Source organism: Xanthomonas sp. LF07-6 (genome assembly GCF_034105445.1).
GTDB classification, from domain to species: Bacteria; Pseudomonadota; Gammaproteobacteria; order Xanthomonadales; family Xanthomonadaceae; genus Xanthomonas_A; species Xanthomonas_A sontii.
Map to the genome: position 1 here is coordinate 148,229 of NZ_JAXGGI010000005.1, position 24,280 is coordinate 172,508.

Consider the following 24,280-nt stretch of genomic DNA (forward strand, 5'->3'; position numbering starts at 1 on the left):
GCCAGCCTTTCGCCAGCCAGCTGCGCACCGATCCTCCCGCCCGCCAGCCTTCGCTCGCCAGCCAGGATCCTCTCGTTTTATAGGCCTCCTTCATGGAGGTTTTTTTGTTTCATGCCGACTCCGGACCGGTAGTACGCCGGACCGCGCCGCAGCGATGGTCCACAACCGTCTCAGCAGGTCGAGGGTGTAGCTGTTCTCAGCAATGGCCAAGCCTAGAGCGTGTTATGAACTTGGAGTTCACGCGGCTATCGTAGGCGATGAAGCCACCACGCCTCTATCCAACCGACGTATCAGATGAAGAATGGGCCTTCGCCGCGCCCGACTTGATACTGACGGATCCGCAGGCACGGCAGCGCAGATACGAGCTGCAAACAATGGAAACAACGTCTATGCCATTGAGCAAGCAAATTGCCGCTCTTCTACTTTGCCTTTTGGGCTGGAGTACCGTGCTCGCCGCGCCTTCGGTCTGCCCCATTCGACAGGATCAGCCACTTCGCTCCATCGATGCATTCGATGGAGAACCACAGGATCTCGCAGCGCTTGAGCCCGACGTGGCAAAGGAGCGATACGGCCATTGGGTTCTGGGCTACATCTACGATGAGGGCCGATTCGTCACCGTACGCTGCAGGTACGCGGACAAGCAAACGCATGACGTAAAACTGGCGAACCGCGTGGAGCAGTGCAGTTATTCAATCAATGCAAAGCATGTCCTTCAAGTAACTTGCAGATGAAAGCTGGCACGGCTCCTGGGACGGCGCGCCGAACTGGACAAACGGCGGCACATTCGCCAATGCTGGCGCCGATCGGCTCCTCGGCGTCATCGCCAACGACAACGACAACAGCCGGTTCTACTTCGCCCAGCGCCCGCGTGCGCCGGGCACAGCCCAGGACGGCGGTCAAAAGAACCTAGGTCGCGACTGAACTGGCGTCGCCAGGACGCGACGCCAGCGTCGCAACCGTGGCGCGATCAGGGAGAGGCGTCCTGCAACCGATAGCTGCCGCTGGCGTGCTGCTCGCCGCGCCAGCGGTCGAACGCGCGGACCTCGATGCGGTGCGCCCCCACGCTCAGATCGGTCGGCAAGGCGCCGCGCCACAGGTGTTGCGACGGAATCGCTTCCGGCGACCGATCGTAGCCGCGCAACGCGTCGGCGGCATCGTCGCGCGCGTTCTCGGCGAGCAGAGCCGGGTCCGGCTGTTCGACCCGCTGCATCGGCTTCCAGGCGCCGTCGTCCACGCGGTATTCGACGCGCGTGTCGTCCTCGCCCATGTACACGTTCGCGTACACGCCCCAGGCCGGATAGGCACCGCGGCGCAATACCTTCGGCGCATGCAGGCCGATCTGGGTGTCGTCGGCGGCACGCGCGGCGTGGTAGGCCAGCGCATAGCCGCCGTCGCGGCGCACGGTCAGCAGTGCATAGCCGTTCGGGGTGCCGTCGGCCATGGTCGCGGCGGGAATGCCCTCGGCATCCTTGACCCCGGACCAGAACGCGCCGCAGGCCGCGCCGACGTTGTATTCGTGCAGCGGCTGCGCGCCGTGCCAGCCCTCGTCGGCACCGTGGTAATCGTGGCGTTGGGTGTGGCTGTGGCCGCTGAGCACCAGCACATGCGGGAACGCCTGCAGCAGCGCGAACAGCCGCGCGCGATCGGCATGGCGGAAGGTCTCCTTGCCGGGCGCCGCATCGAACAGCGGGATGTGCAGGCCCAGCACCACCAGCCGCTCCTTGGGCACGCTGGCCAGGTAGGCCTGCAGGAACGCGAACTGGTCCGCGCGCAGGCCGCCGATGTACTTGGGCTGCTGCGTCGGCTGGTAGACCACGTCGTCCAGGAACACGAAGCTGGCGCCGCCCTCTTCCACCGCGTAGGTGTCGGGACCGTAGACCGCACGCCAGCTCGACAGCGAATCGACGTCGTCGGTCGCGTCGAAGTTGAGGTCGTGGTTGCCGGGCACATGGAACCACGGCACGCCGAGCTTGGCGGTTTCCGCATTCAGCGCCGGATACAGCGACAGGTCGTCGCTGACCACGTCGCCCAGGGTGGTGCCGATGCGCGCATGGGTCTTGCCGCGCAACGGCGCGACGATGTCGCGGGCGTAGTAGCCGACATCGGTCATCGATGCGGTCTGGGTATCGGCGAACACCAGCACCTCGGTGCTGTCGGCCTTGGGCTGCGCGCGCAACGCGAAGTCCCAGTGGTCGGTGGCGCCGCGGGTGGGCGCGATGCCCGGATACTTGAGCGTGGGCGAGCCGGCGGGCGCGTAGTGCCGCCAGTAGTCCGGCAGGCCGTTGCCGGCGCTGGCGAAGCTGTAGCCGTCGGGCTTGATCACGAACACCGTGCGGCCGGGCTCCACCTGCAGGCGGTAGCGGCCCTGCGCGTCGGTGCGGACGATGTGCACACCGTCGGACACCTGCACGCCGGCGACGCCGGCATCGCCCGGGCCGCGGCCCGGGGCGTTATCGCGTTCCTGGTAGACGCTGCCGCTGATCGTCGCGGTCTGCGCCACGGCGGGAGCGGCGGCGGCCAACAGGCAGGCAAGGACGACGGTGCGCAGCATGCGGAACATCCGGAGAAGCCGAGGGCCCCCGATTGTAGCCAACGACATCGACACGACGATGACCACGCCGGACAGACTCAGCGGTGCCGCGCTTCCAGTACCGCCACCGCGTCGGCCAGGCCCAGGCCGCGTGCGCGCAGCAGCACGGTCAGGTGGTAGAGCAGATCGGCGGACTCGCCGAGCAGTTCCTCGTCGCCCTGGGCGACGCCGGCCAGTGCGGTCTCCACGCCCTCCTCGCCCACCTTCTGCGCGATGCGGCGCGTGCCTTTCTCGAACAGCTGCGTGGTGTAGCTGCCGGCCGGCCGCTCGCGTTCGCGTTGCGCGACCAGGCGGTCGAGCGCGCCCAGGAACTGGCCCGGCGCCTGTGGGAAACAGCTGTCGCGGCCCAGGTGGCAGGTCGGCCCGCGCGGATGCGCCAGCACCAGCAAGGTGTCGCGGTCGCAATCGGTGTCGATTGCCACCACATCCAGCACGTTGCCGGAGCTTTCGCCCTTGGTCCACAGCCGCTGCTTGCTGCGGCTGTAGAAGGTGACCTGGCCGCTGCGGCGCGTCTGCGCCAGCGCCTCCTGGTTCATATAGCCCAGCATCAACACGCGCAGGGTGGCGGCGTCCTGCACCACCACCGGCAGCAAGCCGTCGCCCTTGCCCCAGTCCAGCGCCGCATCGGCGGCGTCCGCGTCGTGGGAGTGTTCATGCGCCATCGCGCACCTCGATCTGTCGTTGGCGCAGGAAGCGCTTGAGTTCGGGAATGGCGATCGCGCCGCTGTGGAAGACGCTGGCGGCCAGCGCGCCGTCGACGTCGGCACGCTCGAACACGTCGGCGAAGTGCTGCATCTCGCCCGCGCCGCCGGAGGCCACCAGCGGCACCTTGCACAGGGCGCGCACCTCGTGCAGCTGGGCGATGTCGTAGCCGCGGCGCACGCCGTCGTTGTCCATGCAGTTGAGCACGATCTCGCCGGCGCCCAGGCGCTGCGCCTCCACCACCCAGTCCAGGGTGCGCATGCGCAGCGCCTGGGTCTTGCTCGGGTCGCCGGTGAAGCGGCGCACGCGCCATTGGCCGTCGTCCTCGCGGATCGAATCGATGCCGACCACCACGCACTGCACGCCGAAGGCCTCGGCCAGCTCGGCGATCAGCGCCGGCCGCTCCAGTGCCGGCGAGTTGATCGAGATCTTGTCGGCGCCGGCGTGAAGCACCGCGCGCGCGGTGGCGACGTCGCGGATGCCGCCGGCCACGCAGAACGGGATGTCCAGCAACCGCGCCACCTTCTCGACCCAGGCGTAGTCCACCGAGCGCCCTTCCGGACTGGCGCCGATGTCGTAGAACACCAGTTCGTCGGCGCCCTGGTCGCGGTAGCGCAGCGCCAGCTCGGCGATATCGCCCATGTCCACGTGGTCGCGGAACTTGACGCCCTTGACCACGCGCCCCTCGCGCACGTCCAGGCACGGGATGATGCGCCGGCTCAGCATGCCAGCGCCTCGTCCAGGCGCAGCCGCCCTTCCAGCAATGCCTTGCCGAGCACGGCACCGTCGCAGCCGGCCTCGCGCGCGCCGCGCACGTCGGCAGCGTTGCGGATGCCGCCGGAGGCCTGCACGGCCAACGCCGGCGCGAGCTGCCGCAGGTGCGCGTACAAGGCTAGATTCGGCCCGGACAGCATGCCGTCGCGGGCGATGTCGGTGCACAGCAGGTGGATCAGGCCGGCCGCGGCGTACTCGCCGGCCAGCGCGTCCAGGCTCAGCGACGAGGTCTCGGTCCAGCCGTGCACCGGTAGGCGCCAGACGCCGTGCGCGTCCTGGCGGCTGTCCAGCGCCACGGTGATGCGCTCGGGACCGAATTCGGCCAGCCACTCCAGCACCGACTCGCGGTCGCGTACCGCCAGCGAGCCGATCACCACGCGGCTGGCGCCGGCATCGAGCAGGCGCTGCACGTCGGCGCGCGAGCGCACGCCGCCGCCGGTCTGCACCTGCAGCCCGGTCTCGTTGCGGATCCGCTGCAGCAGCGGTGCCAGGGTATAGCCGCCAGCGCGGGCCGCATCCAGGTCGACCAGGTGCATCCACTGCGCACCGGCCTCGGCGAAGGCCTGCGCGCGGCGCAACGGATCGTCGCCATAGTGGGTCTCGCGGGCGTAGTCGCCCTGCGCCAACCGCACCACGCGGCCGTCGCGGATGTCCAGGGCGGGATAGACGACGAAGCTCATGGGAAATCGGTCTCGAGGAAGTTGCGCAGGATGCGCGCGCCGGTGTCTGCGGAGCGCTCGGGATGGAATTGCGCGCCGCAGCGGCGACCATGCTGCACCACCGCGGTGAACAGACCGCCATGATCGCAGGCGGCGACAGTGTCGCCTGTGACCGGTGCGGCATAGCCGTGCACGAAATAGGCGCTGGCACCGTCCGGCACGCCCGCCAGCAACGACGACGGGCGCAGCGGCAACAGCCGGTTCCAGCCCATGTGCGGCACGCGGATGCCAAGCGCCGGCGGCATGCGCCGGACCACGCCGGTCAGCAGGCCCAGGCAATCGACATCGCCTTCTTCGGAATGCTCGAACAGCAACTGCATGCCCAGGCAGATGCCGATCAGCGGCACCTGTAGCGCGCGCAGTGGCTCGAGCAGGCCCTGCTCGCGCAGCCGCGCCATCGCATGCGGCGCCGCCCCCACGCCCGGCAGGATCACCCGCTCCGCGCCCTGCAGACCGGCCGCGTCGCGCACCAGCCGCGGCTCCACGCCGAGCCGCTGCAGCGCATAGCGCACCGAACCGAGGTTGGCGCCGCCGGCGTCGATCAAGGCCACCGTGCTCATCGCACCCTCCGCGTGTCCACGACGCGCCGATTCACAGCACGCCCTTGGTCGAGGGCAGCGCCGCACCCTCGCGCTTCAGCGCCTGGCGCAAGGCGCGGGCCAGCGCCTTGAAGCAGGCCTCGACCTTGTGGTGGTCGTTGTCGCCGCGCACGCTCAGGTGCAGGTTCAGCCCGGCCGCATCGCACAGCGAGCGGAAGAAGTGCGGTACCAGTTCGGTGGGCATGTCGCCGACCCGCTCGCGCTTGAACTCGCCTTCGAACACGAAGTACGGGCGCCCGCTGAAATCCAGCGCAGCGCTGGCCAGGGTCTCGTCCATCGGCAGGGTGAAGCCGTAGCGGCCGATGCCGCGCTTGTCGCCCAGCGCCTGACGCAACGCCTGGCCCAAGGCCAGGCCGGTGTCCTCGATGGTGTGGTGTTCGTCGATGTGCAGGTCGCCTTCGGAACGCACGTCCAGGGCGAAACCGCCGTGCTTGCCGATCTGCTCGAGCATGTGGTCGAAGAACGGCAGACCGGTGGCGCAGTGCGGGTCGCGCGCCAGGTCCAGGTCCAGTTCCACCGCGATGCGGGTTTCCTTGGTGTCGCGCTGCACCCGCGCACGCCGCGGCGCATCGGCCAGCTCGTGGGCGATGCCGGCCCAGTCCCACTCGCCGCCGAACTGCGCGGTCCGCAACTGGAAGCCGCGGATGCGCAGGTTCTCGGCGAACTGGATGTCGGTGACGCGGTCGCCGACCATCGCCGAGCGCGCCCAGTCGATGCTGCGGTCCTGCAGGTACGGCAGCATCAGGCCGATGCCGGGCTTGCGCGTGGGCGCATTGTCGGCCGGCCAGCTGCGGTCGACCAGCACCTCGCGGAACACGATGCCCTGGCTGGCGAAGATCTGCAGCATCAGGTCGTTGGGCCCGTCGAAGGCGGCCTGCGGGTAGGCCTCGCTGCCGAGGCCGTCCTGGTTGGTGACGATGACGAACTGATAGCCGGCGTCGCGCAGTTTGAGCATCGCCGGGATCACGCCCTGCACGAAGCGCAGCTTCTCGTAGGCGTCGATCTGGAAATCGGCCGGCTCCTCGATCAAGGTGCCGTCGCGGTCCACGAACAGGATCGGGGTCATGCCGCCGCCCTCCATGCCTGCAAGGCGCCGAGCACGCGCTGGTTCTGCGCCGGCGTGCCCAGGGTGATGCGCAGCGCATCGCCCAGGCCCGGCGCGGCGCGCTGGTCGCGCACCACCACCCCGGCCGCCAGCAGCGCCTGGAACGCGCCCTCGGCGTCGTCGAAGCGCAGCAGCAGGAAATTGCCCTGCGACGGATACACCTGGCGCACGCCCGGCAACGCCGCCAGCGCCGCCTGCATCCGCGTACGCTCTGCCCGCACCTCCTGCACCCGCGCCGCGGTCTGCCGCAGCGGTTCGGGCTGCAGCGCGGCCAGCGCCAGCTGCGTGCACGGCGCCGGAATCGGATACGGCGCCTGGCAGCGGCGCAGCACCGCGATCAGGGCCGGATCGGCGATCACGCAGCCGATCCGCGCCGCCGCCAGCGCGTGCGCCTTGGACAGCGTGCGCAGCACCGCCAGGTTGGCATGGCGCGCGAGCAAGCGGGTGGCCGAGGCTTCGTCGGAAAACTCGCCATAGGCTTCGTCCACCACCAGCACCGCACGTCCCTGCAGGCGCTCGGCGGCGCGATCGATGTCGGCCAGGGCGATCGCCGCACCGCCGGGGTTGCCCGGCGAACACAGGAATACCAGCTTGGCCATCTGACTCAATGCGGCGTCCACCACCGCATCCACGTCGGTCAGCAGGCCCTCGGCGGTATCGCGCAGCGGCACCTCGACCACGCGCGCGTTCTGCAGCCGCGCGCACACCGCGTACATGCCGAACACCGGCGGGGTGATGACGATGGCGTCGCGGCCCGGCTCGCACAGGGCGCGCAGCAGCAGGTCGATGGCCTCGTCGCTGCCACGGCCGAGCAGCAGTTGTTCCGGGGCGCAGGCGTACAGCTGCGCCAGTGCGGCGCGCAGTGCCGGCGGCTGCGGGTCGGGATAGCGGCGATTGCCGGCGTCGCCATCGGCAGCGTTGGCCCAGGCCGACTCGTTGGCATTGAGCCAGATCTCGCCCTGCAGCGCACTGCTGCGCGCGGACGAATAGCCGGCGAACTCGCGCAGGTCCGGGCGGACAAGCGCCAGCACGGCGCGTGCGTCTGGAGTCCGGCTCATGCCGCCTTCTCCATGCGCAGCGCCACCGCGTTGGCGTGCGCGTCCAGGCCCTCGGCGCGCGCCATCAGCACCGCGCAACCGCCGATCGCGGCGATGCCGGCCACGCTGGCGCTCTGCACGCTGACGAAGTTCTGGAAGCTGGCCACGCTCACGCCGCTGTAGGCACGCGCCGCGCCGCTGGTGGGCAGCACGTGGTTGGTGCCGCTGCAGTAATCGCCCAGCGCCTCTGGAGTGTAGTCGCCCAGGAACACCGAGCCGGCGGCCTCGACCCGGTCCAGCCAGTCGCGCGGCGCGCGCAGCGCCAGGATCAGGTGTTCCGGGGCGTAGCGGTTGCTGATGGCGAACGCATCCTCCAGCGTGTCGACGCGGATCAGCCGCGACGCGGCCAGCGCCTGCCGGGCGATCGCCGCGCGCGGCAGCGTCGCCAGCTGCCGCTCCAGTTCGTTCTCCACCGCCTCGATCAACGTGGCGCTGTCGGACAGCAGCAGCACCTGCGAGTCGGGGCCGTGCTCGGCCTGCGACAGCAGGTCGGCGGCGACGAAGGCGGCATCGGCGCCGGCGTCGGCGATCACCAGCACCTCGGACGGTCCGGCCGGCATGTCGATCGCCGCCGCGCCGGCCTGCGCGATTTGCTGCTTGGCCTCGGTGACGTAGCTGTTGCCCGGACCGAACAGCTTGTCGCAGGACGGCACGGTCTCGGTGCCGAAGCCCATCGCCGCGATCGCCTGGGCGCCGCCGAGCTTGAACACCCGGTCGACGCCGCACAGCGTCGCCGCGACCAGCACCGCCGGGTCGGCCGAGCCGTCGGCGCGCGGCGGCGTGCACAGCACCACCTCGCGACAGCCGGCCAGCGCCGCCGGCACGCACAGCATCAGCGCGGTCGACGGCAGCGGCGCGCTGCCGGCCGGCACGTACAGGCCGACCCGGCCGATCGGCCGCACCACGCGCTCGCAGACCACGCCCGGCGCGGTCTCGACCGCGTACGGCTGCGCCATGCCGGCGCGGTGGAAGGTATCGATCCGAGCCGCCGCCTCGGCCATCGCCGCGCGCAGCGGCGCCGGCACCGCCGCCTCGGCGGCGGCGAACTCGGCGGCGCTCACTTCGAAGGTCTCCAGCACCACGCCATCGAAACGCGCGGTGAGCTCGCGCAGCGCGTCGTCGCCGCGGCTGCGCACGTCATTGAGCACCTGCACCACCGCGTTGCGGGTCTGCTCGGCCACGCGCTGCACCGGCCGGGTCAGCGCCTGGGTGCGTTCCTGCGCGTCGAGCGCGCTCCATTCCAAACGATTCATGCCAGCGACCGCTCCACCGTCAACACCATCAAGCCCTGCGCGCCCGCGCGCTCCAGTTCCTCCATGCGCTGCCAGGTGATCGCACCGTGGCACATGGTCTGCAACTGCAGCGGGCCATCGGCATCGCCGGGCAGTTGCACCAGCGGTTCGGCGTCGGGCAGCAACCGCGCCAGGTCGGCGACGCGTTCGCGCGCAGCGCGGAACATCAGCAGCTTGCTGTCGCGCAGCTTGAGCACGCCGTCGAGCCGGCGCAGCAGCATCGCCGCCAGGCCGGCACGGGCGTCGGCCGGTTCGCGGACCGGGCCGGCCAGCACCGCCTCGCTCTCCAGCAGCGTCTCCACCGGCTTGAGCTGGTTGGCAGCCAGGGTGGCGCCACTGGAGACCAGATCGCAGATCAGGTCGGCGGTGCCCAGGCGCGGCGCGATCTCCACCGAGCCGGACAGCTCCACCACCTGCGCGGCGATGCCACGCGCGTCCAGCCAGTCGGCCAGCACCGCCGGGTAGCTGGTGGCGATGCGCAGCCCCTGCACCTGCTGCGGGCCGCTCCACTCCCAACTGTCCGGCACCGCCAGCATCAGCCGGCACTGCCCGAAGTTGAGCCCGCGCAGGGCACGATAGGCCTCCGGCAGGCCATTGCGGCGGCGCTCGCCGGCCTGCTCTTCGAGTTCGTTGCGGCCGACGATGCCGAAGTCGCACACGCCGTCGGCGATCAGCCCGGGAATATCGTCGTCGCGCACCAGCAGCAGGTCGACCGGCAACGATTCGCCGTAGCAGAACAGCTTGTCGCGGCTCTCGCGCCAGCTCAGCCCGCAGGCGGCCAGCACCGCACGGGCCGGCTCGGCCAGGCGGCCACTCTTCTGGATCGCGATACGCAGCCGGTCGCGGGCCGGTGCTGCCAGGGAAGCACTCATCAGGACATCTCAGTGGGAATCGGAGGGGCGCGCCGTCTGCCGGCGCAGCGCCGCGGCATAGCCGCCGGCGCCGTATTCCAGGGTCCGTGCGACACGGCCGATGGTGGTGACGCTGACCTGGGTCAGGTCGTGGATCTCGCGGTACGGCACGCCCTTGAGCAGCAGCGGCACCACGCGCCAGCGGTCCGCCATCGCCTCCAGCTCGGCCGGCGTGCACAGGTCCTGCAGGAACGCCGCCACTTCCTGCGGCTTGCCGAGCTGGGCCAGGGTGCGCGCCAACACCTTGAACGAGGCAGCGCTGTCGCGGTCTTCTGCAGGGACGGGACGTTGTTTCATTGCGCTAATGTAATAGCACGCTATTACAAGGTCAAGCTTGCACGGGTCGCAGCGACCTGGCATTCAGCCTCCGGGCCATCCTGTTGCGCGTTCTGGCGCCGTGCGCGTTGCCGCGATCCGGCCTCACGCTGCGCGCAGACACCTCCCGCGGCGGATGGAAGGATCGCCCGGCGGCCGCTAGGATCGGCGATGACCGCCGCCGCTCTGGAGTACCGCATGCGCAATGCGTGTTTTGCCGCCCTTGCCCTGTGCATGGCGACGCCGGCAGCGGCGCAGCCGCCGCCGGCGCCTCCCGCCCAGGGGGCCGCAAACGCCGACACCGCGGCCACTGTGGAGCAACTGCCGATCCGCTCCAGCGCCCAGCTCGCCGCCTACCTGCGCGCCCATGCAGGCCAGCGCACGCCGCTGGACGCGCTCACGCCCGGCGCCCGCGAACGCTTCCTCGACGGCCTGGTGTTCGGCCGCAATGGCCTGGGTGGATTCGATACGCAGGACCTGCCGCAGCTGACCCGCACGCAGGGCCGGGCGCTGCTGGCGCTGTTCGGGGTCGAGCGCTACGCGGAAAGCTTGCCGCACTGGGCGACGCAACCGCGCGTCCACGAGCCCACCGCCGCGATCGGCGACCTGGAGCGTCGCTACAACGGCTACAACCGGAATCTGGACGGCCTCGGTCGCACTGGACGCGATCCCTGGCCCGCAGTCCGCAGCGCCCTGCCCGAAGCATTCGACCCCGCCGCCCTCGCGCAATCAGACGCGGCCGCGCTGGATCTTCTGTATCGGGCCGTCGTCGCGACCTACGCGCTGCGCCCCACCCCGGCGGGGCTGGACACGCAACTGCAGGTGTTGGCGCAGTTGCGACGCCGCGGCCAGGCCAGCGCGGCGCAGGTGGACGACGCCGGCAACGCGCTGCTGCTCGCGCATCGCGTGGAAGACGCACGGCGCCTGCTGGCCGATGGCGGCAGCGCCGACTGGCCGCATTGGCTGCGCTTCGAGGACCGCCTGGGCGCGGCGGCGCAGGGGCCGACGCTGTGGTCGCTGGAACCCGATGGGCGCACGCTGCACCGGCAGCGGATCGATCTGGGGCCACCTCAGATCCTGGTCGCCGCCGGCTGCCATTTCGCCGCCGACGCAGCACGCGCCATCGCCGCCGATCCCGAACTGGGCCCTGCGTTCCGCCGCCACGCGCTGTGGCTGACCCTGCCGCCCGGCAGCGAGGACCTGGAGGCGCTGCGCGCCTGGAACCAGGCGCAGCCGCAGACGCCGCTGCATCCGCTCTACGACGTGGAGGAATGGCCCCTGTTGCCGCGCGAATGGCGCATGCCGACGTTCTTCCTGGTGCGCGACGGCAAAGTCGTCGCGCAAGTGCAGGGCTGGCCGGCGGACGATGGCGCGCAACGGCGTGCGCTCAAGGCGATGCTGCAGGGTGCGGGCCTGCTGTAGTTAGCGTTTTTGGGATCGGCCGTGGCCGGGGTTACCGGCCGTGCCGGTCGCGGCTGAAGCCGCTCCCACGAAGATCTCGCACAGCGCGGCGGCCGTTGCCGGCCGCCGCCGCCAGACTCAGGCCATCACCTTGGCCTGCTCCAGCTCCACCTGCAGCGTGCTGGCCAGTTCGTCGCGGGCGATCTCGAACTGCTGCTCGCGCAGCAGGTCCTTGACCGCGACCACCCCGCGCGCCAGCTCGTCGTCGCCGGCCAGCACCACAAAGCGGATGCCGGCACGGGCCGCGTACTGGAACTGCTTGCCGATCTTCTTCGGCTCCATCTGCACTTCGGTGTTGATGCCGCCGGCGCGCAGGCGCCGCGCGATGTCCAGCGCGTCGTCCAGCTTGGCTTCGTCCATCAGCGCCACCATGGCCTGCACGCTGCTGGAGGCGATGCCGTCGATCAGGCCGGCCTCGCGCAACTGCCAGAACAGCCGGGTCAGGCCGATGGAGATGCCCACGCCGGGCAGCTTGGATTTGCTGTAGTGGCTGGCCAGATCCTCGTAGCGGCCGCCCGAGCAGATCGAGCCGATCTGCGGGTAGTCGGTCAGCAAGGTCTCGTAGACGGTGCCGGTGTAGTAGTCCAGGCCGCGGGCGATGGAGAAATTGAGGCAGTACGCGGTCTCAGGCACGCCCAGCGCCTTGACCAGGGCCAGCACCTCGCGCAGTTCGACCACGCCCTCGCGCAGGGTCGCACTGGACGCCGCATCGGCCTCAAGCGCCTGCAGCCGCGCCAACGCGTCGTCGTGGCCGCTGGAGCGGACCGCGACGAAGTCGAGGATGCGCTGCACCTGCTCGGCAGGAATGCCGAAGCCTTCGCCGGTGAGCGTCTCGCGCACGTAGTCGGCGCCGCGCTTGTCCAGCTTGTCAACCTCGCGCAGCACCGCGAGCTGGCGCTCGCCCTCGGCCACGCCCAGGCTCTCGAAGAAACCGCGCATCAGCTTGCGGTTGTTCAACTGCACCGCGAAATCGCCGATGCCCAGCTCGGCGAACACCGCGTGGATCACCGCCAGCACCTCGGCGTCGTAACGGATGCTCAGCGCGTCCTTGCCGATCACGTCGATGTCGCACTGGTAGAACTCGCGGAAGCGGCCACGCTGGGCGCGTTCGCCGCGGTACACGCGCTGCATCTGGTAGCGCCGGAACGGGAAGCTCAGCTCGTGTTCGTGCTCGGCCACGTAGCGGGCCAGCGGCACGGTCAGGTCGAAGCGCAGCGCCAGTTCCGGCAGCCCGCCCTCGCCGCCCTCGGCCGCGGCATTGGCCAGCGCACCGGTGGACTGCACGAAGTACACTTGGCGCTCGGTCTCGCCGCCGGACTTGGTCAGCAGCACGTCGGACAGCTCGAACACCGGCGTCTCCACCGGCAGGAACCCGAACCGCTCGTAATTGCGGCGGATGACGTCCAGCATGCGCTGGAACGCGATCTGCTCGCGTGGCAGCAATTCCATGATGCCGGGCGGCGTACGGGGCTTGATCACGTGCGGAACTCCTGCGATTCGGGGGCGAGCGGGACGCCAATTCTAGCCGCACCGGCCACGCGCGGCCGCATCGGCGTATCATTCGCCTGTGCCGAAGCCGCTGCCCCGCCCATGAACAGGCCTCCTTCCGGATTCGCCCTGCCCTACGCCGACGCGTCCGCCCCGCGCGAACCGCGCGGCAACGAGTGCCTGCATTGCGCGGTCCGCCACCTGGCGATCTGCTCGGCGCTGGCCTGCGACGAGGTGCAGGCGCTGGAACGGGCCACGACCTCGCTGCACTACGCCGCCGGCGCCACTCTGGCGCGCACCGGCGAGGCACGACAGGCGGTCTACACCGTCACCGCCGGCGCGCTGCGCCTGGTCCGCACCCTTGCCGACGGACGCCGCCAGGTGGCCGGTTTCGTCCTGCCCGGCGACTACGTCGGCCTGAGCGAATCGGCCAGGCACCGCCACGACATCGAAGCCATCGCCGACAGCCGGGTGTGCCGGGTGCCGGTGGCGCAGATGCAGCAGTTGCGCACGCAGTTCCCGCACCTGGAGCGCAAGCTGCTGCAACGCGCCTGCCTGGAGCTGGATGCGGCGCAGGACGCGGCGCTGTCGCTGGCGCGGCTGCAGCCGGCCGAGAAACTGGCCGACTTCCTGCTCAAGCTGGCGGCCCGCGCGGCGCGCCAGGGCGATGCCGGCAACAAGGTGGTGCTGCCGATGGGCCGCGGCGACATCGCCGACCATCTCGGCCTGACCATGGAGACGGTCAGCCGTACCTTCACCAAGCTGCGCCAGCAGGGCCTGATCGCGCTGCCGCAACTGCACGTGGTGGAGATCCGCGACTTCGCCGCACTGCACCGGCTGGCGTCGGACGAAGACTGAGCGGACCGGCGTGGCGATTTTTTCGCCACGCCGCTGCAGGCACCGACGCCATGCGGCGCCTGGCCACTTATCCACAGGATTCCAGAGCAACGCTCCACATCGCGTGTGGACAACCGTGCAGCGCCCGCCCGCCGGCGGCCAACCGATCACCGGTTTGCTGCCGCGTGCAGCACTGCCGCACCGCCAGCTCTGAACGCTTCAGCCGGCCATCGCGGCGGCGACGCCCGACCGGCATACACTGCGTGCGCAACACACCTGCGGCGCCGCCGCGGTGCCGGTGGGGGGACCACTCGGAGGGCCAACATGGCCGTCGCCATCGAGATGCAACACGCCTCGCGCGCCTGCGTGATGCTGGACCGCGAGCGCGAACTGGAGTTCTGGAAGGCGCATTACGCACACAGCCCCTTCCATCAGCCCGGTTACACGTTCCACGACTACGAGCCGGCGCTGAAGCTGGCCTACGATGCCTACCTCAAGTACCACGGCCAGCGCGTGGAAGAGGTGGTCGCGCAACTGCGCGACGTGTTCCTGCGCGACCATCCGCGCTCGCGCCTGGACTGGCTGCAGGTCCGCGGCATCGTCCTGGCCGCCTGGCAGCGGTTGCAGCCGTCCGACTAAGCCGTCGGGCGCGCTCGCGCGCCCCGGCCTGCGCTGCTCAGCCGGCCAGCAGCCGCGCGCGCAGCGCCGCGTAGTCCGGCGCGATCGGCTCGGCCTGCGCGGGCCGCTGCAGCAGCGCCGCCAAGGCCGGCGGCACCGCCACCGGCTGGCCGATCAGCGGCTCCACCACCCCTTCGAACTTGGCCGGATGCGCGGTGGCCGCCACCGCCCAATCGCCGGCGTCGGCCTCCGCGCCTTCGGCGCGCAGTTGCTGCAGCACGTGCAGCGCGGTGGCGGTGTGCGGGCAATGCACCTCGCCGTAGCGGCGGAAGCGCTCGCCGATGGTCTGGCGGATCTGCGCATCGTCCACCGAGTACGCCTGGAACTGGGTGCGCAGCGTGGCGTCGTCGCCCTGGTACAGCCAGCGCAGGCGCTCGACATTGCTCGGCGCGCCGACGTCCATCGCATTGGCCAGGGTCGCCACGCTGGGCTGCGGCGCGTAGTCGGCGCCGGCGAAGAAGTCCGGCAGCACGCGGTTGGCATTGGTCGCCAGCACGATCCGGCCCAGCGGCACGCCCAGCGCACGCGCCAGGATCGCGGCCAGCGCATTGCCCAGGTTGCCGGTGGGCACCACCAAATTCAGCGGCTGCGCATGCGCGGCATGGTGCTGCAGGGCTGCATGTGCGTAGTAGCTCATCTGCGGCAGCAAGCGCCCCAGGCTGATGCTGTTGGCCGAACTCAGCGGCGCCTGCGCCTGCAGGTCGGCGTCGTTCAGGGCCTGCTTGACCAGCGCCTGGCAATCGTCGAACGAGCCGGCCACGCGCAGCGCCTGGATGTTGTCGCCGAAGCAGCCGAGTTGGTGCGCCTGCCGCGGCGACACGCGCCCGTCCGGATACAGCACCACCACGCGCAACCCGGGCTGGCGATGGAACGCGGCCGCGACCGCGGCACCGGTATCGCCGGAGGTGGCGACGAGGATGGTCAACGGCGTTTCCGCACCCCGCCGCAGCCGGGTCAGGCAGGCGGCCAGGAAGCGCGCGCCGAAGTCCTTGAACGCGGCGGTCGGCCCATGGAACAGCTCCAGCGCGTGGTCGCCGGGCGTGGCCAGCGGCTGCAGCGGCGCGGCGAAGTCGAAGGCCTCCGCGCAGATGGCCGGCAGTTCCGCAGCCAGAGCGTCGCCATCGAAGAACGGCGCCAGCAGGTCCGCGGCGGTCTCGGCGAGGCTGGCACCGGCGCGCAGGTCGCGGGCGGCGGGCAGGCGCTCGGGGACGTACAGGCCGCCATCGGGGGCGAGCCCGGCGGCGATGGCCTGGCTGAGCGAAACGGCGGGAGCGGCGTTACGGGTGGAGATGAAGTTCATGGTGGTTCCGGTGGCAGGGGAATTCGGTCGCACTGGCATTTCTGGCTCTGGCTTTGGCTCTTGCGTTAGCTTTTGGCTCTTGCTCTTGCTTTGGCTGTTGCGCTTCTGCTTTACCGGGGGCCCCTCGGCGCGGCAGCCGCGGCGGGCGAATACCCGAAGGGCGACGCGCAGGATGCGCGTCGTTTTTCGCCGGCACATGGATGTGCCGTCGAAAAATGCCCGTCGTGGCTGCGGACCCGGAGCGCGTTAGCGCGGAGGGCGCGCTGCGGGGTGTGCTTTCTTTTGGTTACTTTTCTTTGCACAAGCAAAGAAGCGCTCCTCAGCAGCCGAAGGCTGATCAAAGTGACTCGCCGACAGGCGAAAGCTGTTGCTATTGCTTCAAGCTTTAGAGCTTTAACAGCAAAAGCATCAGCAACAGCAAAGGCTTTCGCCTTTACGGGCGAGTTACTTTTCTTTGCTCGCGCAAAGAAAAGTAACCAAAAGAAAGCGCGCCCTGCCTCGCGCCCTCCGCGCTGCGCGCTCCGGGTCCGCGTCCATCGCGGGGATCCGCGGAAGGGGCATCCTGCCCCTGCCGCGGACGGCGTACATCCATGTACGCCGCCCTTCGGGTGTTTCCCCACGATGGCCGCCGCTTCGGAAGGGAACCCGGTACGGCAACAGCAACAACAAAGCAAAAGCAAAGACCAGAGCGACAGCAACAGCAACAGCGACTGCAAAAGCAAAAGCAAAAGCAAATTCGAAATCGGTAACAGCAACGACACTAGCAACAGCGGCGCGGACAACGCACTGCTCTGATAAGTGGCTACAGCAACGTCGCACCCGGACACTGCAACGGCGACACCCAGTGCTGGCTACCGAAACCAGCGTCCGCGAAAGCCGCCTGCACCGCCGGCGCCGCGGCCTCCGCCTCGACGCGGCTGGCGAACCAGGCGAACACACTCGGACCAGCGCCGGAAATGCCCGCACCCATCGCCCCCGCCGCCAGCGCCGCCGCCTTGGCCGCGTCGAAGCCGACGATCAGCGGCGCGCGCCGCGGCTCGATCAGCACGTCGCGCAGGCCGGCACGTACCAGCGCCTCGTCGCCGGCATGGCAACCCCCCAACACCAGCGCCAGGTTCGCGCTCTGCGCCACGAACTCGCCGAGCCGGTATTCCCCAGCCAGCGCCGCGCGCGCGTGGCGCGTCTCAAGCGTCGCGTTCGGGTGCACCAGCAGGCTGTGCCAGCCGCTCGGCACCGGCACCGGCACCAGCCGCTCCAGTGTCGACAACACCAGCCCGCCCAGCAGCATCGGGCCGAGGTTGTCGCCGTGGCGGCTGCCGCTGGCCACTGCCTCGCCGTCCAGCGCGTAGCGATACAGTGCATCGCGCGATAGCGGCTCGGGCAGCAAGGCATTGGCCGCCACCAGCGCGGCCACGCACGAGGCGGCAGAGCCGCCCATGCCGGAGCTGAGTGGGATGCCCTTGTCGATCTCCAGTTCGAAGCCGAACGGCAGCGCCAACGCCTCGCGCAGCGACATCAACGCGGCACCGGCGGTGTTGCGTGCGGCCTCCAATGGCAAGGTCACGGTGGTGCCACGGATCGCGGCAATACGCACCTCCGGCGCGTCGATGCGGCGCACCGTCACCGTGTCGCCGACACCTTCCACCGCATAGCCGAGCAGGTCGAATCCCACCGCGACGTTGGCCACCGAGGCCGGCGCGAACGCGCGCGCCTGCGTCGGCAGCGCGGCCGTGCCGACGGCGCTCGCTGCCAGCGTCTGCATCCGGCTCACAGGCGCGCGCCCTCGCCCGCCGCGACCCGCAGCAGGTCGGCGAACACGCCGGCGGCGGTCACTTCCGGGCCGGCGCCCGGCCCCTGCACCACCAGCGGATTGTTGCAGTAGCGGCGGGTAGTGAACTGCACCACGTTGTCGGTCAGGCGCAGATTGGCGAAGGCATGGTCGGCCGGCAGTTCCACCAGGCCCACGCTGGGTGCATGGCCCGGCGCCAGCCGCGCCACGTAACGCAGCACGCAGCCGCGCGCCCTGGCCGCCTGCAGGCGCTGCGCGAACACCGCATCGACCTCGTGCAGGCGCGCCATGAAGTCGTCCACGCTGGCCTGGCGCAGCGCTTCCGGCACCAGGCTTTCCACCGCCACGTCCTCCAGGCTCAGTTCGTGCCCGGCCTCGCGCGCCAGGATGACGAGTTTGCGCGCCACGTCGGTGCCGGACAGGTCGTCGCGCGGGTCCGGCTCGGTGTAGCCCATGCCGCGCGCCTCGGCCACCAGCTGCGCGAACGGCACGCTGCCGTCGTACTTGTTGAACAGCCAGGCCAGGGTGCCGGAGAAGATGCCTTCGATCGCGGTAACGGCGTCGCCGGTATCGACCAGGTCGCGCAAGGTGGTGATCACCGGCAGGCCGGCACCGACCGTGGCTTCGTAGCGGAAGCGCGCGCCGCTGGCGGCGGCCGCGGCGCGGATGGCGTGGAAGCGCGGCAGTGGCCCGGCGCCGGCCTGTTTGTTCGGCGTGACCACGTGAATGCCGGCGGCCAGCCAGCCGGCGTAGCGGTCGGCGACGTCGGCGCTGCCGCTGCAGTCGATGATCACTGCATGCGGCAGATGCGCCGATAGCAGGTGCGCGGTGAACGCGTCCAGGTCGGTCGGCTGCTGGCCGGCGGCCAGCGCCTGCCGCCAGTCGCCGGCGAAGGCGCGCGGCTCCAGGCGCATCGTGCTGCGCGAGGCGACCGCGCGCAGGCGCAGGTCGAGGTTGGCCTTGGCCAGCAGTTGCGGCTGCGCGGCGCGCAACTGGTCCAGCAGCGCCGCACCGACGTTGCCCGGCCCGATCACGCCGACCGAGAAGGTCTGCGGCGACAGCCAGAAGCCGGCATGCGCGGCGCGCAGCGCCTTGGTCGCGTGCGCGCTGTCGATGGCCACCGAGATGTTGCGCTCGGACGAGCCCTGCGCGATCGCCAGGATATTGACCTGGGCGCGGCCCAAGGACTCGAACAGGCGCGCGGCCACGCCGGGCTGCCCGGTCATGCCGTCGCCGACCGCGGCCAGCACGCTGATGCCGGTGGTCAGCTGCACGCGCTGCACCTGGCCCACCACCAGTTCGTGGGCGAACGCGGAGAGCACCGCGTCGCGCGCGCGTTCGGCCTCGTTCTGCCGCACCACGCAGCAGATGGAATGTTCGGACGACCCCTGCGAGATCATCACCACCGACACCCGCGCGTTGCGCAGTGCGGCGAACACGCGCTCGGCGGTGCCGGGCACGCCGATCAGGCCGGTGCCTTCCAGGTTGAGCACGGCCAGGTCCGGGCTCAGCGTCAGCCCCTTGATCGGGCCGCTGGTGGCGCTGCTGGCGGTGATGCGGGTGCCCGGGTGCTCGGGCTGGAAGGTGTTGCGGATGATGATCGGCAGGCCGCGCTCGATCGCCGGCGACATGGTTTGCGGGTGCACCACCTTGGCGCCGAAATAGGCCAGTTCGCAGGCTTCGTCGTAGCTGAGCGTTTCCAGTTGCACCGCTTCGGGCACGACCCGCGGGTCCGCCGAAAGCACGCCGTCGACGTCGGTCCAGATGTGCAGCTCGGCGGCGTCGAACAGCGCGGCGAAGATCGCGCCGGAGTAGTCGCTGCCGTTGCGGCCGAGGGTGGTGATGCGGCCGGCGCGGTCGCGGGCGACGAAGCCGGTGACCACGATGCGCGGCTGCGGGTGCTCCGCGCGCCATTGCGCCAGGCGCTGCGCGCTGGCGGACCAGTCCACGTCCACGCCCAGTTCGCCGCGGTCGACCACCAAGACCTCGCGCGCATCCAGCACCGCGCACTCCTCGCCCAGCGCACGCAGGTGGTCGCCCAGCAACTGCGCCGAGTACACCTCGCCCAACCCCTGCACGCGGTCCAGCACTTCCCGCGGTAGTTCGCCGATCACCGCCAGCGCGGCGAGGATCTCGGCCAGGTGCTCGAAGCGCGCGTCCAGCCATTCGACCGTGGCGCCGGCATGTTCGCCGAGCAAGGCCACTGCGGCGGCGCGATGGCGGGCACGGGTCTCGTGCCAGCGCTCGCGCCAGTCGCCGTGGCCGCGCGCGGCCAGTTCGGCCAGGCCGATCAACGCATCGGTGACGCCCTTCATCGCCGAGACGACGGTGACCTGGAGACGTTCCGGGCGCGCCAACAGCAGTTGCGCGACATGACGGTAGCGTTCGGCATCGGCCACCGAGGTGCCGCCGAACTTGTGCACGACAGTGGCGGCGGCGAGCGCGGGATCGACGGCGGAATCGGGCGAAGCGGCGACAGCAGGAGCGACGGCGGGGGGCGACATGGAAGACCTCGGAGTGGAGGCCCCGCTCGCATCAGGCTGAGGGATTCCCCCGCATCCTGATCCGGGTGCGGGGCCGTGGTGTTCGACGATCAGACGAAGACGACGGGCCGCACCGGGCGAATGGTGAGGGTGGTAATACCGGTGGTAATGCCCGCAGCAGCGCCCGCCGCGTGCCGAAGCGAGCGCGGAAGCGAGATGGCGATAGGGGCGAAGACCAGAGGCATGGACGCAAGAGGACATCATGCGCCGGGGCGCTGTCAAGCGCCGCGTGTGCGACCGCAGCATCGGCGCTGCGGCCCTGGCAAACGGTTGCAAAAGTGACTATCGCGCCAAGCCAGGAAACACCACGTTAAGGCCACCAAGCAGGGTGCGCCGGGCGACACGCAACGCCGTCCATGCAGGCCTGCGCGATCGGCGCGCAGGGAACGCGCGACGCCGCTGGCGCCGCGCGTTTTGCGCAAGCCTTACTGCTGCTTCTGATCGGTCGGCGGCTGCTGCTGCGGATCCGGGTTGGCAGGATCCTGGGGGGTAGTCGGGCTGGTCGGAGACGTCGTGGTCGGCGGCACGCCCTGCGACGCGTCCTGGCCCTGCATCGTGCCTTGCCCGGTCGCGGTGCCGCTGGCATCGCCGCTGGTGGTGCCGGCCGGGGCGGTGCTGCCGCCTGCCGGGCTACCGTCGGCCGCTGCGGGCGGGTTGGCCGCATTCGGATCGGTGGCCGGTTGGTCGCCGTCGCGCTTGCAGGCCGCAAGCGCAGCCAGCATCGAACCGACCAGGACCATCTTCATTGCTGTTTTCATCTCTGACTCCTGCTTCGCATAGGGGTGGGAATCGCTGCGGGCGTGCCGGCAAGCCGGCGATCACGCCAGGCCCGAGGCGATCAGGACCGCCGATGCGCGGCGGCGATCGTCCCGCCGCACGGAGTTGCGGGCGGGACGCTTGTGGCGGACGTGGCGGAGGCGACTCCGTCCTCGTCGTCCATCGGCACTGCAAAAGTAGAGTACGCGGCGCGAATCGCCGCCAAGCGCAGTGGCCGACGGACGCAGCCTACGCAGGACGATGCTCAGGCCGCGTCGGTACAAGGTGTAGAGGACGTTATTGCAGACAGATCGGACACCGCGCGATTCACCATCGCGGCCGCTGCGCAGGATGCATGGGCAGGCAACGCGATGGCCGCTGGCGGCGCCGCGGCCGCGGCGGACGGCATGCACGAAATGGTGACCCCGGCGCGATTCGAACGCACGACCTGTCCCTTAGGAGGGGACCGCTCTATCCAGCTGAGCTACGGGGCCATTGGCCTGGCGGGGATTCTACGGCATGCCCACGCTTTTTTTTGCGCTCGCCAGCCGCCCCCGCCAGCGGCGGCGGCCGGATGCGTCCGGTCTGCTAAAATTGCCGGCTGCGCGTCCCGCGTCCCCCGCCTGCGGTCGCCTTCCCTGTCGCAACGAACCCAGGAGATTCCATGTCCGCTGACCTGCTCAAGGCGCTCGGCCTCGCCGCCACCAACTCCGGCACCTATCTCGGCAATGGCGAGTGGTCCAGCGCCACCGGCGCTGGCGTGCTGCAGCCGCTCAACCCGTCGAGCAATGAGATCATCGCCGACGTCCAGGCCACCACCGAGCAGGACTACGAGACGGTGATCGCCCGCGCCCAGGCCGCGTTCAAAGTCTGGCGCACCACCCCGGCACCGCGCCGCGGCGAAGCCGTGCGGCTGTGCGGCGAAGCGCTGCGCAAGCACAAGGACGCGCTGGGCTCGCTGGTCGCGCTGGAAATGGGCAAGAGCAAGCCGGAAGGCGACGGCGAAGTGCAGGAGATGATCGACATCGCCGACTTCGCGGTCGGCCAGAGCCGCATGCTGTACGGCTACACCCTGCATTCGGAGCGCCCCGGCCACCGCATGTACGAGCAGTACCAGCCGCTGGGCCTGGTCGGCATCATCAGCGCGTTCAACTTCCCGGTCGCGGTGTGGAGCTGGAACGCGTTCCTGGCGGCGATCTGCGGCGACATCTGCATCTGGAAGCCGTCCAACAAGACCCCGCTGACCGCGATCGCGTCGATGAAGATCTGCAACGAGGCGCTGCGCGACGCCGGTTTCCCGGACATCTTCTTCCTGATCAACGACGCCGGCGTGGCCCTGTCCGAGCGCCTGGTCGAGGACACCCGCGTCCCGCTGATCAGCTTCACCGGCTCCACCCAGGTCGGCCGCGTCGTCGCCGAGAAGTGCGCGCGCCGGCTGGGCCGCTGCCTGCTGGAGCTGGGCGGCAACAACGCGATCATCCTCGACGAGAGCGCCGACCTGAAGCTGGCGGTGCCCGGCATCGTGTTCGGCGCCGTCGGCACCGCCGGCCAGCGCTGCACCACCACGCGCCGGCTGATCGTGCACGAATCGATCTACGACACCGTGCTGGCCACCCTGGTCAAGGCCTACAAGCAGGTCGAAGGCAAGATCGGCGATCCCACCGACCCGGCCAACCTGATGGGCCCGCTGAACAGCCGCGGCGCGGTCGAGCAGTTCCTGGACTCGATCGCCAAGGCCAAGGCCGCCGGCGGCACCATCGAGACCGGCGGCACCGCGCTGGACCGCCCGGGCAACTTCGTGCTGCCGGCCATCGTCACCGGCCTGAAGAACAGCGATGAAGTCGTCCAGCACGAAACCTTCGCGCCGATCCTGTACGTGATGAAGTACAGCACCCTGGACGAGGCCATCGACATGCAGAACGGCGTGCCGCAGGGCCTGTCCTCGTCGATCTTCACCCAGAACCTGAAGGCGGCGGAGAAGTTCCTGTCCGCGGCCGGCAGCGACTGCGGCATCGCCAACGTCAACATCGGCACCTCCGGCGCCGAGATCGGCGGCGCCTTCGGCGGCGAGAAGGACACCGGCGGCGGCCGCGAATCCGGTTCGGACGCGTGGAAGGTGTACATGCGCCGGCAGACCAACACGATCAACTACTCCGATTCGCTGCCGCTGGCGCAGGGCATCAAGTTCGATCTGTAACGCGGCGAGCGCGGCGGCCCGCACCCTGCGGCCGCCGCCCCCTTTCCTTCTGCAAGGAGCGACAGCGATGAGTCAGGTGCGCGAGACCAATTCCCTGGCGGTGGTCAGCCTGATCGCCGGCATTCTCGGCTGGACCTTGATGCCGGTGCTCGGCAGCCTCGGCGCGATCATCACCGGGCATCTGGCCAGGGCGGAGATCCGCCGCCAGCCGCAGCGCTTCCAGGGCGATGGCCTGGCGGTGGGCGGGCTGATCCTGGGCTGGGCCGCGGTGGTGCTGGCCGTGCTGGCCGTGCTGGCCTTCGTGCTGTTCTTCGGCGGGCTGGCCTGGTTCGCCAGCACCCAGTCGTGAGCCGGGACGCCGCCGCGCCGCGGGAACGCTTCAGCGACCGCGTCGCCGATTACGTGCGCTACCGCCCCAGCTATCCGGCGGCGCTGCTGGACTGGGTGCATGGCGAGCTGGGCGTGGCGCGCGATGCGCTGGTCGCCGACATCGGCGCCGGCACCGGCATCTCCACGCGCCTGTTCCTGCAGGCCGGGCATCCGACCCTGGCCGTGGAGCCGAACGCGGCCATGCGCGAGGCCGCAGTGGCGCTGCTGCAGGACCTGCCGGGCTTCCGCGCCATCGACGGCAGCGCCGAGGCCACCACCCTGGCCGATGCCAGCGTGGACCTGGTCAGCGCCGCGCAGGCCTTCCACTGGTTCGACCTGGAGGCGGTGCGTCGCGAATGGGCACGCGTGCTGCGTCCGGGCGGGTTGGCGCTGGTGTACTGGAACTCGCGCCTGCTCGACGCCACGCCATTCCTGGAAGGCTACGAGCAGTTGCTGCTGGAGTACGGCACCGACTACAGCGCGGTGGCCGAGCGCTACCACGACGATGCCACCATGCAGCGCTGGTTCGGCGCCGGCCTGCGCGGCACCGCGCAGTTCCCCAACGCGCAGCGCATGGATTTCGAGGCGCTGCGCGGACGCCTGCTGTCCTCCTCCTACGCGCCGCTGCCCGGCCACCCGCAGCATGCGCCGATGCTGGACGCGTTGCGCGCGCTGTTCGACCGGCACCAGCGCGACGGCGTCGTCGCGTTCCACTACCGCACCCGCGCCTTCGCCGGGACGCTGAACTGAGCCACGCC

General features: G+C 70.3%; 23 protein-coding genes and 1 tRNA gene. 8 read left to right on the forward strand and 16 right to left on the reverse strand.

Annotated elements, in window-relative coordinates; genetic code table 11:
- Positions 1 to 257: 257 nt before the first annotated feature.
- Positions 258 to 731: an STY0301 family protein gene (locus SLW56_RS10820; protein WP_267094030.1), complete on the forward strand. Its 474-nt coding sequence runs from the start codon at positions 258 to 260 to the stop codon at positions 729 to 731.
- A gap of 236 nt (positions 732 to 967) precedes the next feature.
- Here SLW56_RS10820 and SLW56_RS10825 read toward each other — a convergent pair whose 3' ends face one another.
- The 10 genes from SLW56_RS10825 to SLW56_RS10870 all read right to left on the reverse strand — a co-directional run bounded on the left by SLW56_RS10825 (position 968) and on the right by SLW56_RS10870 (position 10,086).
- On the reverse strand, positions 968 to 2,551 hold the full coding sequence (locus tag SLW56_RS10825; RefSeq protein WP_320694819.1) for a calcineurin-like phosphoesterase family protein: 1,584 nt from the start codon (positions 2,549 to 2,551) through the stop codon (positions 968 to 970).
- 77 nt (positions 2,552 to 2,628) lie between these two features.
- Positions 2,629 to 3,252 (reverse strand): bifunctional phosphoribosyl-AMP cyclohydrolase/phosphoribosyl-ATP diphosphatase HisIE, encoded by a 624-nt coding sequence (gene hisIE, locus SLW56_RS10830; RefSeq protein WP_152238864.1) that lies wholly within the window; start codon positions 3,250 to 3,252, stop codon positions 2,629 to 2,631.
- Positions 3,242 to 4,018 (reverse strand): imidazole glycerol phosphate synthase subunit HisF, encoded by a 777-nt coding sequence (hisF, locus tag SLW56_RS10835; RefSeq protein ID WP_148830373.1) that lies wholly within the window; start codon positions 4,016 to 4,018, stop codon positions 3,242 to 3,244. The genes hisIE and hisF overlap by 11 nt, the downstream gene beginning before the upstream one ends.
- Entirely contained in the window at positions 4,012 to 4,746 is a 735-nt protein-coding gene (hisA, locus tag SLW56_RS10840) for a 1-(5-phosphoribosyl)-5-[(5-phosphoribosylamino)methylideneamino]imidazole-4-carboxamide isomerase (protein WP_320694820.1), read from the reverse strand. The genes hisF and hisA overlap by 7 nt, the downstream gene beginning before the upstream one ends.
- Positions 4,743 to 5,345 (reverse strand): imidazole glycerol phosphate synthase subunit HisH, encoded by a 603-nt coding sequence (gene hisH / locus SLW56_RS10845; protein WP_017913325.1) that lies wholly within the window; start codon positions 5,343 to 5,345, stop codon positions 4,743 to 4,745. The genes hisA and hisH overlap by 4 nt, the downstream gene beginning before the upstream one ends.
- 31 nt (positions 5,346 to 5,376) lie before the next feature.
- Positions 5,377 to 6,450 (reverse strand): bifunctional histidinol-phosphatase/imidazoleglycerol-phosphate dehydratase HisB, encoded by a 1,074-nt coding sequence (gene hisB, locus SLW56_RS10850; RefSeq protein WP_320694821.1) that lies wholly within the window; start codon positions 6,448 to 6,450, stop codon positions 5,377 to 5,379.
- Positions 6,447 to 7,547 carry a histidinol-phosphate transaminase gene (gene hisC, locus SLW56_RS10855; RefSeq protein ID WP_267081479.1) on the reverse strand — a complete coding sequence of 367 codons (1,101 nt, stop codon included), beginning with the start codon at positions 7,545 to 7,547 and terminating at the stop codon, positions 6,447 to 6,449. The genes hisB and hisC overlap by 4 nt, the downstream gene beginning before the upstream one ends.
- Complete coding sequence (gene hisD / locus SLW56_RS10860; RefSeq protein WP_320694822.1) at positions 7,544 to 8,839, reverse strand: histidinol dehydrogenase; 1,296 nt, start codon at positions 8,837 to 8,839, stop codon at positions 7,544 to 7,546. The genes hisC and hisD overlap by 4 nt, the downstream gene beginning before the upstream one ends.
- Positions 8,836 to 9,750 carry an ATP phosphoribosyltransferase gene (hisG, locus tag SLW56_RS10865; RefSeq protein ID WP_017908285.1) on the reverse strand — a complete coding sequence of 305 codons (915 nt, stop codon included), beginning with the start codon at positions 9,748 to 9,750 and terminating at the stop codon, positions 8,836 to 8,838. Before hisG ends, hisD begins: the two co-directional genes overlap by 4 nt.
- A gap of 9 nt (positions 9,751 to 9,759) precedes the next feature.
- Positions 9,760 to 10,086: a YerC/YecD family TrpR-related protein gene (locus SLW56_RS10870; protein WP_267084353.1), complete on the reverse strand. Its 327-nt coding sequence runs from the start codon at positions 10,084 to 10,086 to the stop codon at positions 9,760 to 9,762.
- Between the two features lie 189 nt (positions 10,087 to 10,275).
- Between SLW56_RS10870 and SLW56_RS10875 the strand changes: the two genes are divergently transcribed.
- On the forward strand, positions 10,276 to 11,526 hold the full coding sequence (locus SLW56_RS10875; protein WP_267084352.1) for a hypothetical protein: 1,251 nt from the start codon (positions 10,276 to 10,278) through the stop codon (positions 11,524 to 11,526).
- A gap of 117 nt (positions 11,527 to 11,643) precedes the next feature.
- Here SLW56_RS10875 and hisS read toward each other — a convergent pair whose 3' ends face one another.
- A complete protein-coding gene (gene hisS, locus SLW56_RS10880) occupies positions 11,644 to 13,044 on the reverse strand; it encodes a histidine--tRNA ligase (protein ID WP_267084351.1) in 1,401 nt (466 codons plus the stop codon).
- Positions 13,045 to 13,155: 111 nt separating this feature from the next.
- Here hisS and SLW56_RS10885 point away from each other — a divergent pair, with 111 nt between their 5' ends.
- Together SLW56_RS10885 and SLW56_RS10890 are read left to right on the forward strand one after the other, a co-directional pair.
- The gene (locus tag SLW56_RS10885) at positions 13,156 to 13,911 is read left to right on the forward strand and encodes a helix-turn-helix domain-containing protein (RefSeq protein WP_017912245.1); all 756 of its coding nucleotides are present in this window, start codon (positions 13,156 to 13,158) and stop codon (positions 13,909 to 13,911) included.
- A gap of 303 nt (positions 13,912 to 14,214) precedes the next feature.
- Entirely contained in the window at positions 14,215 to 14,529 is a 315-nt protein-coding gene (locus SLW56_RS10890; protein WP_017912246.1) for a hypothetical protein, read from the forward strand.
- 37 nt (positions 14,530 to 14,566) lie between these two features.
- On the opposite strand, the gene thrC is transcribed toward SLW56_RS10890, so the two are convergent.
- Positions 14,567 to 15,868, reverse strand: coding sequence for a threonine synthase (gene thrC / locus SLW56_RS10895; protein WP_152236966.1), 1,302 nt, complete (start codon positions 15,866 to 15,868; stop codon positions 14,567 to 14,569).
- Positions 15,869 to 16,489: 621 nt separating this feature from the next.
- Between thrC and SLW56_RS10900 the strand changes: the two genes are divergently transcribed.
- Positions 16,490 to 16,663, forward strand: coding sequence for a hypothetical protein (locus SLW56_RS10900; protein ID WP_320694823.1), 174 nt, complete (start codon positions 16,490 to 16,492; stop codon positions 16,661 to 16,663).
- A gap of 7 nt (positions 16,664 to 16,670) precedes the next feature.
- On the opposite strand, the gene SLW56_RS10905 is transcribed toward SLW56_RS10900, so the two are convergent.
- The 4 genes from SLW56_RS10905 to SLW56_RS10920 all read right to left on the reverse strand — a co-directional run bounded on the left by SLW56_RS10905 (position 16,671) and on the right by SLW56_RS10920 (position 21,450).
- Complete coding sequence (locus SLW56_RS10905; RefSeq protein ID WP_320694849.1) at positions 16,671 to 17,630, reverse strand: homoserine kinase; 960 nt, start codon at positions 17,628 to 17,630, stop codon at positions 16,671 to 16,673.
- A gap of 5 nt (positions 17,631 to 17,635) precedes the next feature.
- Positions 17,636 to 20,080: a bifunctional aspartate kinase/homoserine dehydrogenase I gene (gene thrA / locus SLW56_RS10910; RefSeq protein ID WP_150410774.1), complete on the reverse strand. Its 2,445-nt coding sequence runs from the start codon at positions 20,078 to 20,080 to the stop codon at positions 17,636 to 17,638.
- A gap of 545 nt (positions 20,081 to 20,625) precedes the next feature.
- Positions 20,626 to 20,958, reverse strand: coding sequence for a hypothetical protein (locus SLW56_RS10915; RefSeq protein ID WP_225851595.1), 333 nt, complete (start codon positions 20,956 to 20,958; stop codon positions 20,626 to 20,628).
- Positions 20,959 to 21,373: 415 nt separating this feature from the next.
- Positions 21,374 to 21,450: transfer RNA gene (locus SLW56_RS10920), tRNA-Arg, on the reverse strand.
- Positions 21,451 to 21,620: 170 nt separating this feature from the next.
- On the opposite strand from SLW56_RS10920, the gene SLW56_RS10925 reads away from it, so the two are divergent.
- The 3 genes from SLW56_RS10925 to SLW56_RS10935 all read left to right on the forward strand — a co-directional run bounded on the left by SLW56_RS10925 (position 21,621) and on the right by SLW56_RS10935 (position 24,272).
- Positions 21,621 to 23,153: an aldehyde dehydrogenase family protein gene (locus SLW56_RS10925; protein WP_267081485.1), complete on the forward strand. Its 1,533-nt coding sequence runs from the start codon at positions 21,621 to 21,623 to the stop codon at positions 23,151 to 23,153.
- 67 nt (positions 23,154 to 23,220) lie between these two features.
- The gene (locus tag SLW56_RS10930) at positions 23,221 to 23,502 is read left to right on the forward strand and encodes a DUF4190 domain-containing protein (protein WP_017909983.1); all 282 of its coding nucleotides are present in this window, start codon (positions 23,221 to 23,223) and stop codon (positions 23,500 to 23,502) included.
- Positions 23,499 to 24,272 (forward strand): class I SAM-dependent methyltransferase, encoded by a 774-nt coding sequence (locus SLW56_RS10935; RefSeq protein WP_152236844.1) that lies wholly within the window; start codon positions 23,499 to 23,501, stop codon positions 24,270 to 24,272. Before SLW56_RS10930 ends, SLW56_RS10935 begins: the two co-directional genes overlap by 4 nt.
- Positions 24,273 to 24,280 lie beyond the last annotated feature (8 nt).

Excerpts from the sequence above, each read along its gene's own strand:
- hisC (WP_267081479.1), bottom strand. The coding sequence starts at position 7,547 with ATGAGCCGGACTCCAGACGCACGCGCCGTGCTGGCGCTTGTCCGCCCG.
- thrC (WP_152236966.1), bottom strand. The coding sequence starts at position 15,868 with ATGAACTTCATCTCCACCCGTAACGCCGCTCCCGCCGTTTCGCTCAGC.
- SLW56_RS10885 (WP_017912245.1), top strand. The coding sequence starts at position 13,156 with ATGAACAGGCCTCCTTCCGGATTCGCCCTGCCCTACGCCGACGCGTCC.
- SLW56_RS10915 (WP_225851595.1), bottom strand. The coding sequence starts at position 20,958 with ATGAAAACAGCAATGAAGATGGTCCTGGTCGGTTCGATGCTGGCTGCG.
- SLW56_RS10930 (WP_017909983.1), top strand. The coding sequence starts at position 23,221 with ATGAGTCAGGTGCGCGAGACCAATTCCCTGGCGGTGGTCAGCCTGATC.
- SLW56_RS10820 (WP_267094030.1), top strand. The coding sequence starts at position 258 with ATGAAGCCACCACGCCTCTATCCAACCGACGTATCAGATGAAGAATGG.
- SLW56_RS10890 (WP_017912246.1), top strand. The coding sequence starts at position 14,215 with ATGGCCGTCGCCATCGAGATGCAACACGCCTCGCGCGCCTGCGTGATG.
- SLW56_RS10875 (WP_267084352.1), top strand. The coding sequence starts at position 10,276 with ATGACCGCCGCCGCTCTGGAGTACCGCATGCGCAATGCGTGTTTTGCC.
- hisH (WP_017913325.1), bottom strand. The coding sequence starts at position 5,345 with ATGAGCACGGTGGCCTTGATCGACGCCGGCGGCGCCAACCTCGGTTCG.
- SLW56_RS10900 (WP_320694823.1), top strand. The coding sequence starts at position 16,490 with ATGGCCGCCGCTTCGGAAGGGAACCCGGTACGGCAACAGCAACAACAA.
- SLW56_RS10825 (WP_320694819.1), bottom strand. The coding sequence starts at position 2,551 with ATGCTGCGCACCGTCGTCCTTGCCTGCCTGTTGGCCGCCGCCGCTCCC.
- hisF (WP_148830373.1), bottom strand. The coding sequence starts at position 4,018 with ATGCTGAGCCGGCGCATCATCCCGTGCCTGGACGTGCGCGAGGGGCGC.
- SLW56_RS10925 (WP_267081485.1), top strand. The coding sequence starts at position 21,621 with ATGTCCGCTGACCTGCTCAAGGCGCTCGGCCTCGCCGCCACCAACTCC.
- hisIE (WP_152238864.1), bottom strand. The coding sequence starts at position 3,252 with ATGGCGCATGAACACTCCCACGACGCGGACGCCGCCGATGCGGCGCTG.
- hisG (WP_017908285.1), bottom strand. The coding sequence starts at position 9,750 with ATGAGTGCTTCCCTGGCAGCACCGGCCCGCGACCGGCTGCGTATCGCG.
- SLW56_RS10905 (WP_320694849.1), bottom strand. The coding sequence starts at position 17,630 with ATGCAGACGCTGGCAGCGAGCGCCGTCGGCACGGCCGCGCTGCCGACG.
- SLW56_RS10870 (WP_267084353.1), bottom strand. The coding sequence starts at position 10,086 with ATGAAACAACGTCCCGTCCCTGCAGAAGACCGCGACAGCGCTGCCTCG.
- hisB (WP_320694821.1), bottom strand. The coding sequence starts at position 6,450 with ATGACCCCGATCCTGTTCGTGGACCGCGACGGCACCTTGATCGAGGAG.
- hisA (WP_320694820.1), bottom strand. The coding sequence starts at position 4,746 with ATGAGCTTCGTCGTCTATCCCGCCCTGGACATCCGCGACGGCCGCGTG.
- hisD (WP_320694822.1), bottom strand. The coding sequence starts at position 8,839 with ATGAATCGTTTGGAATGGAGCGCGCTCGACGCGCAGGAACGCACCCAG.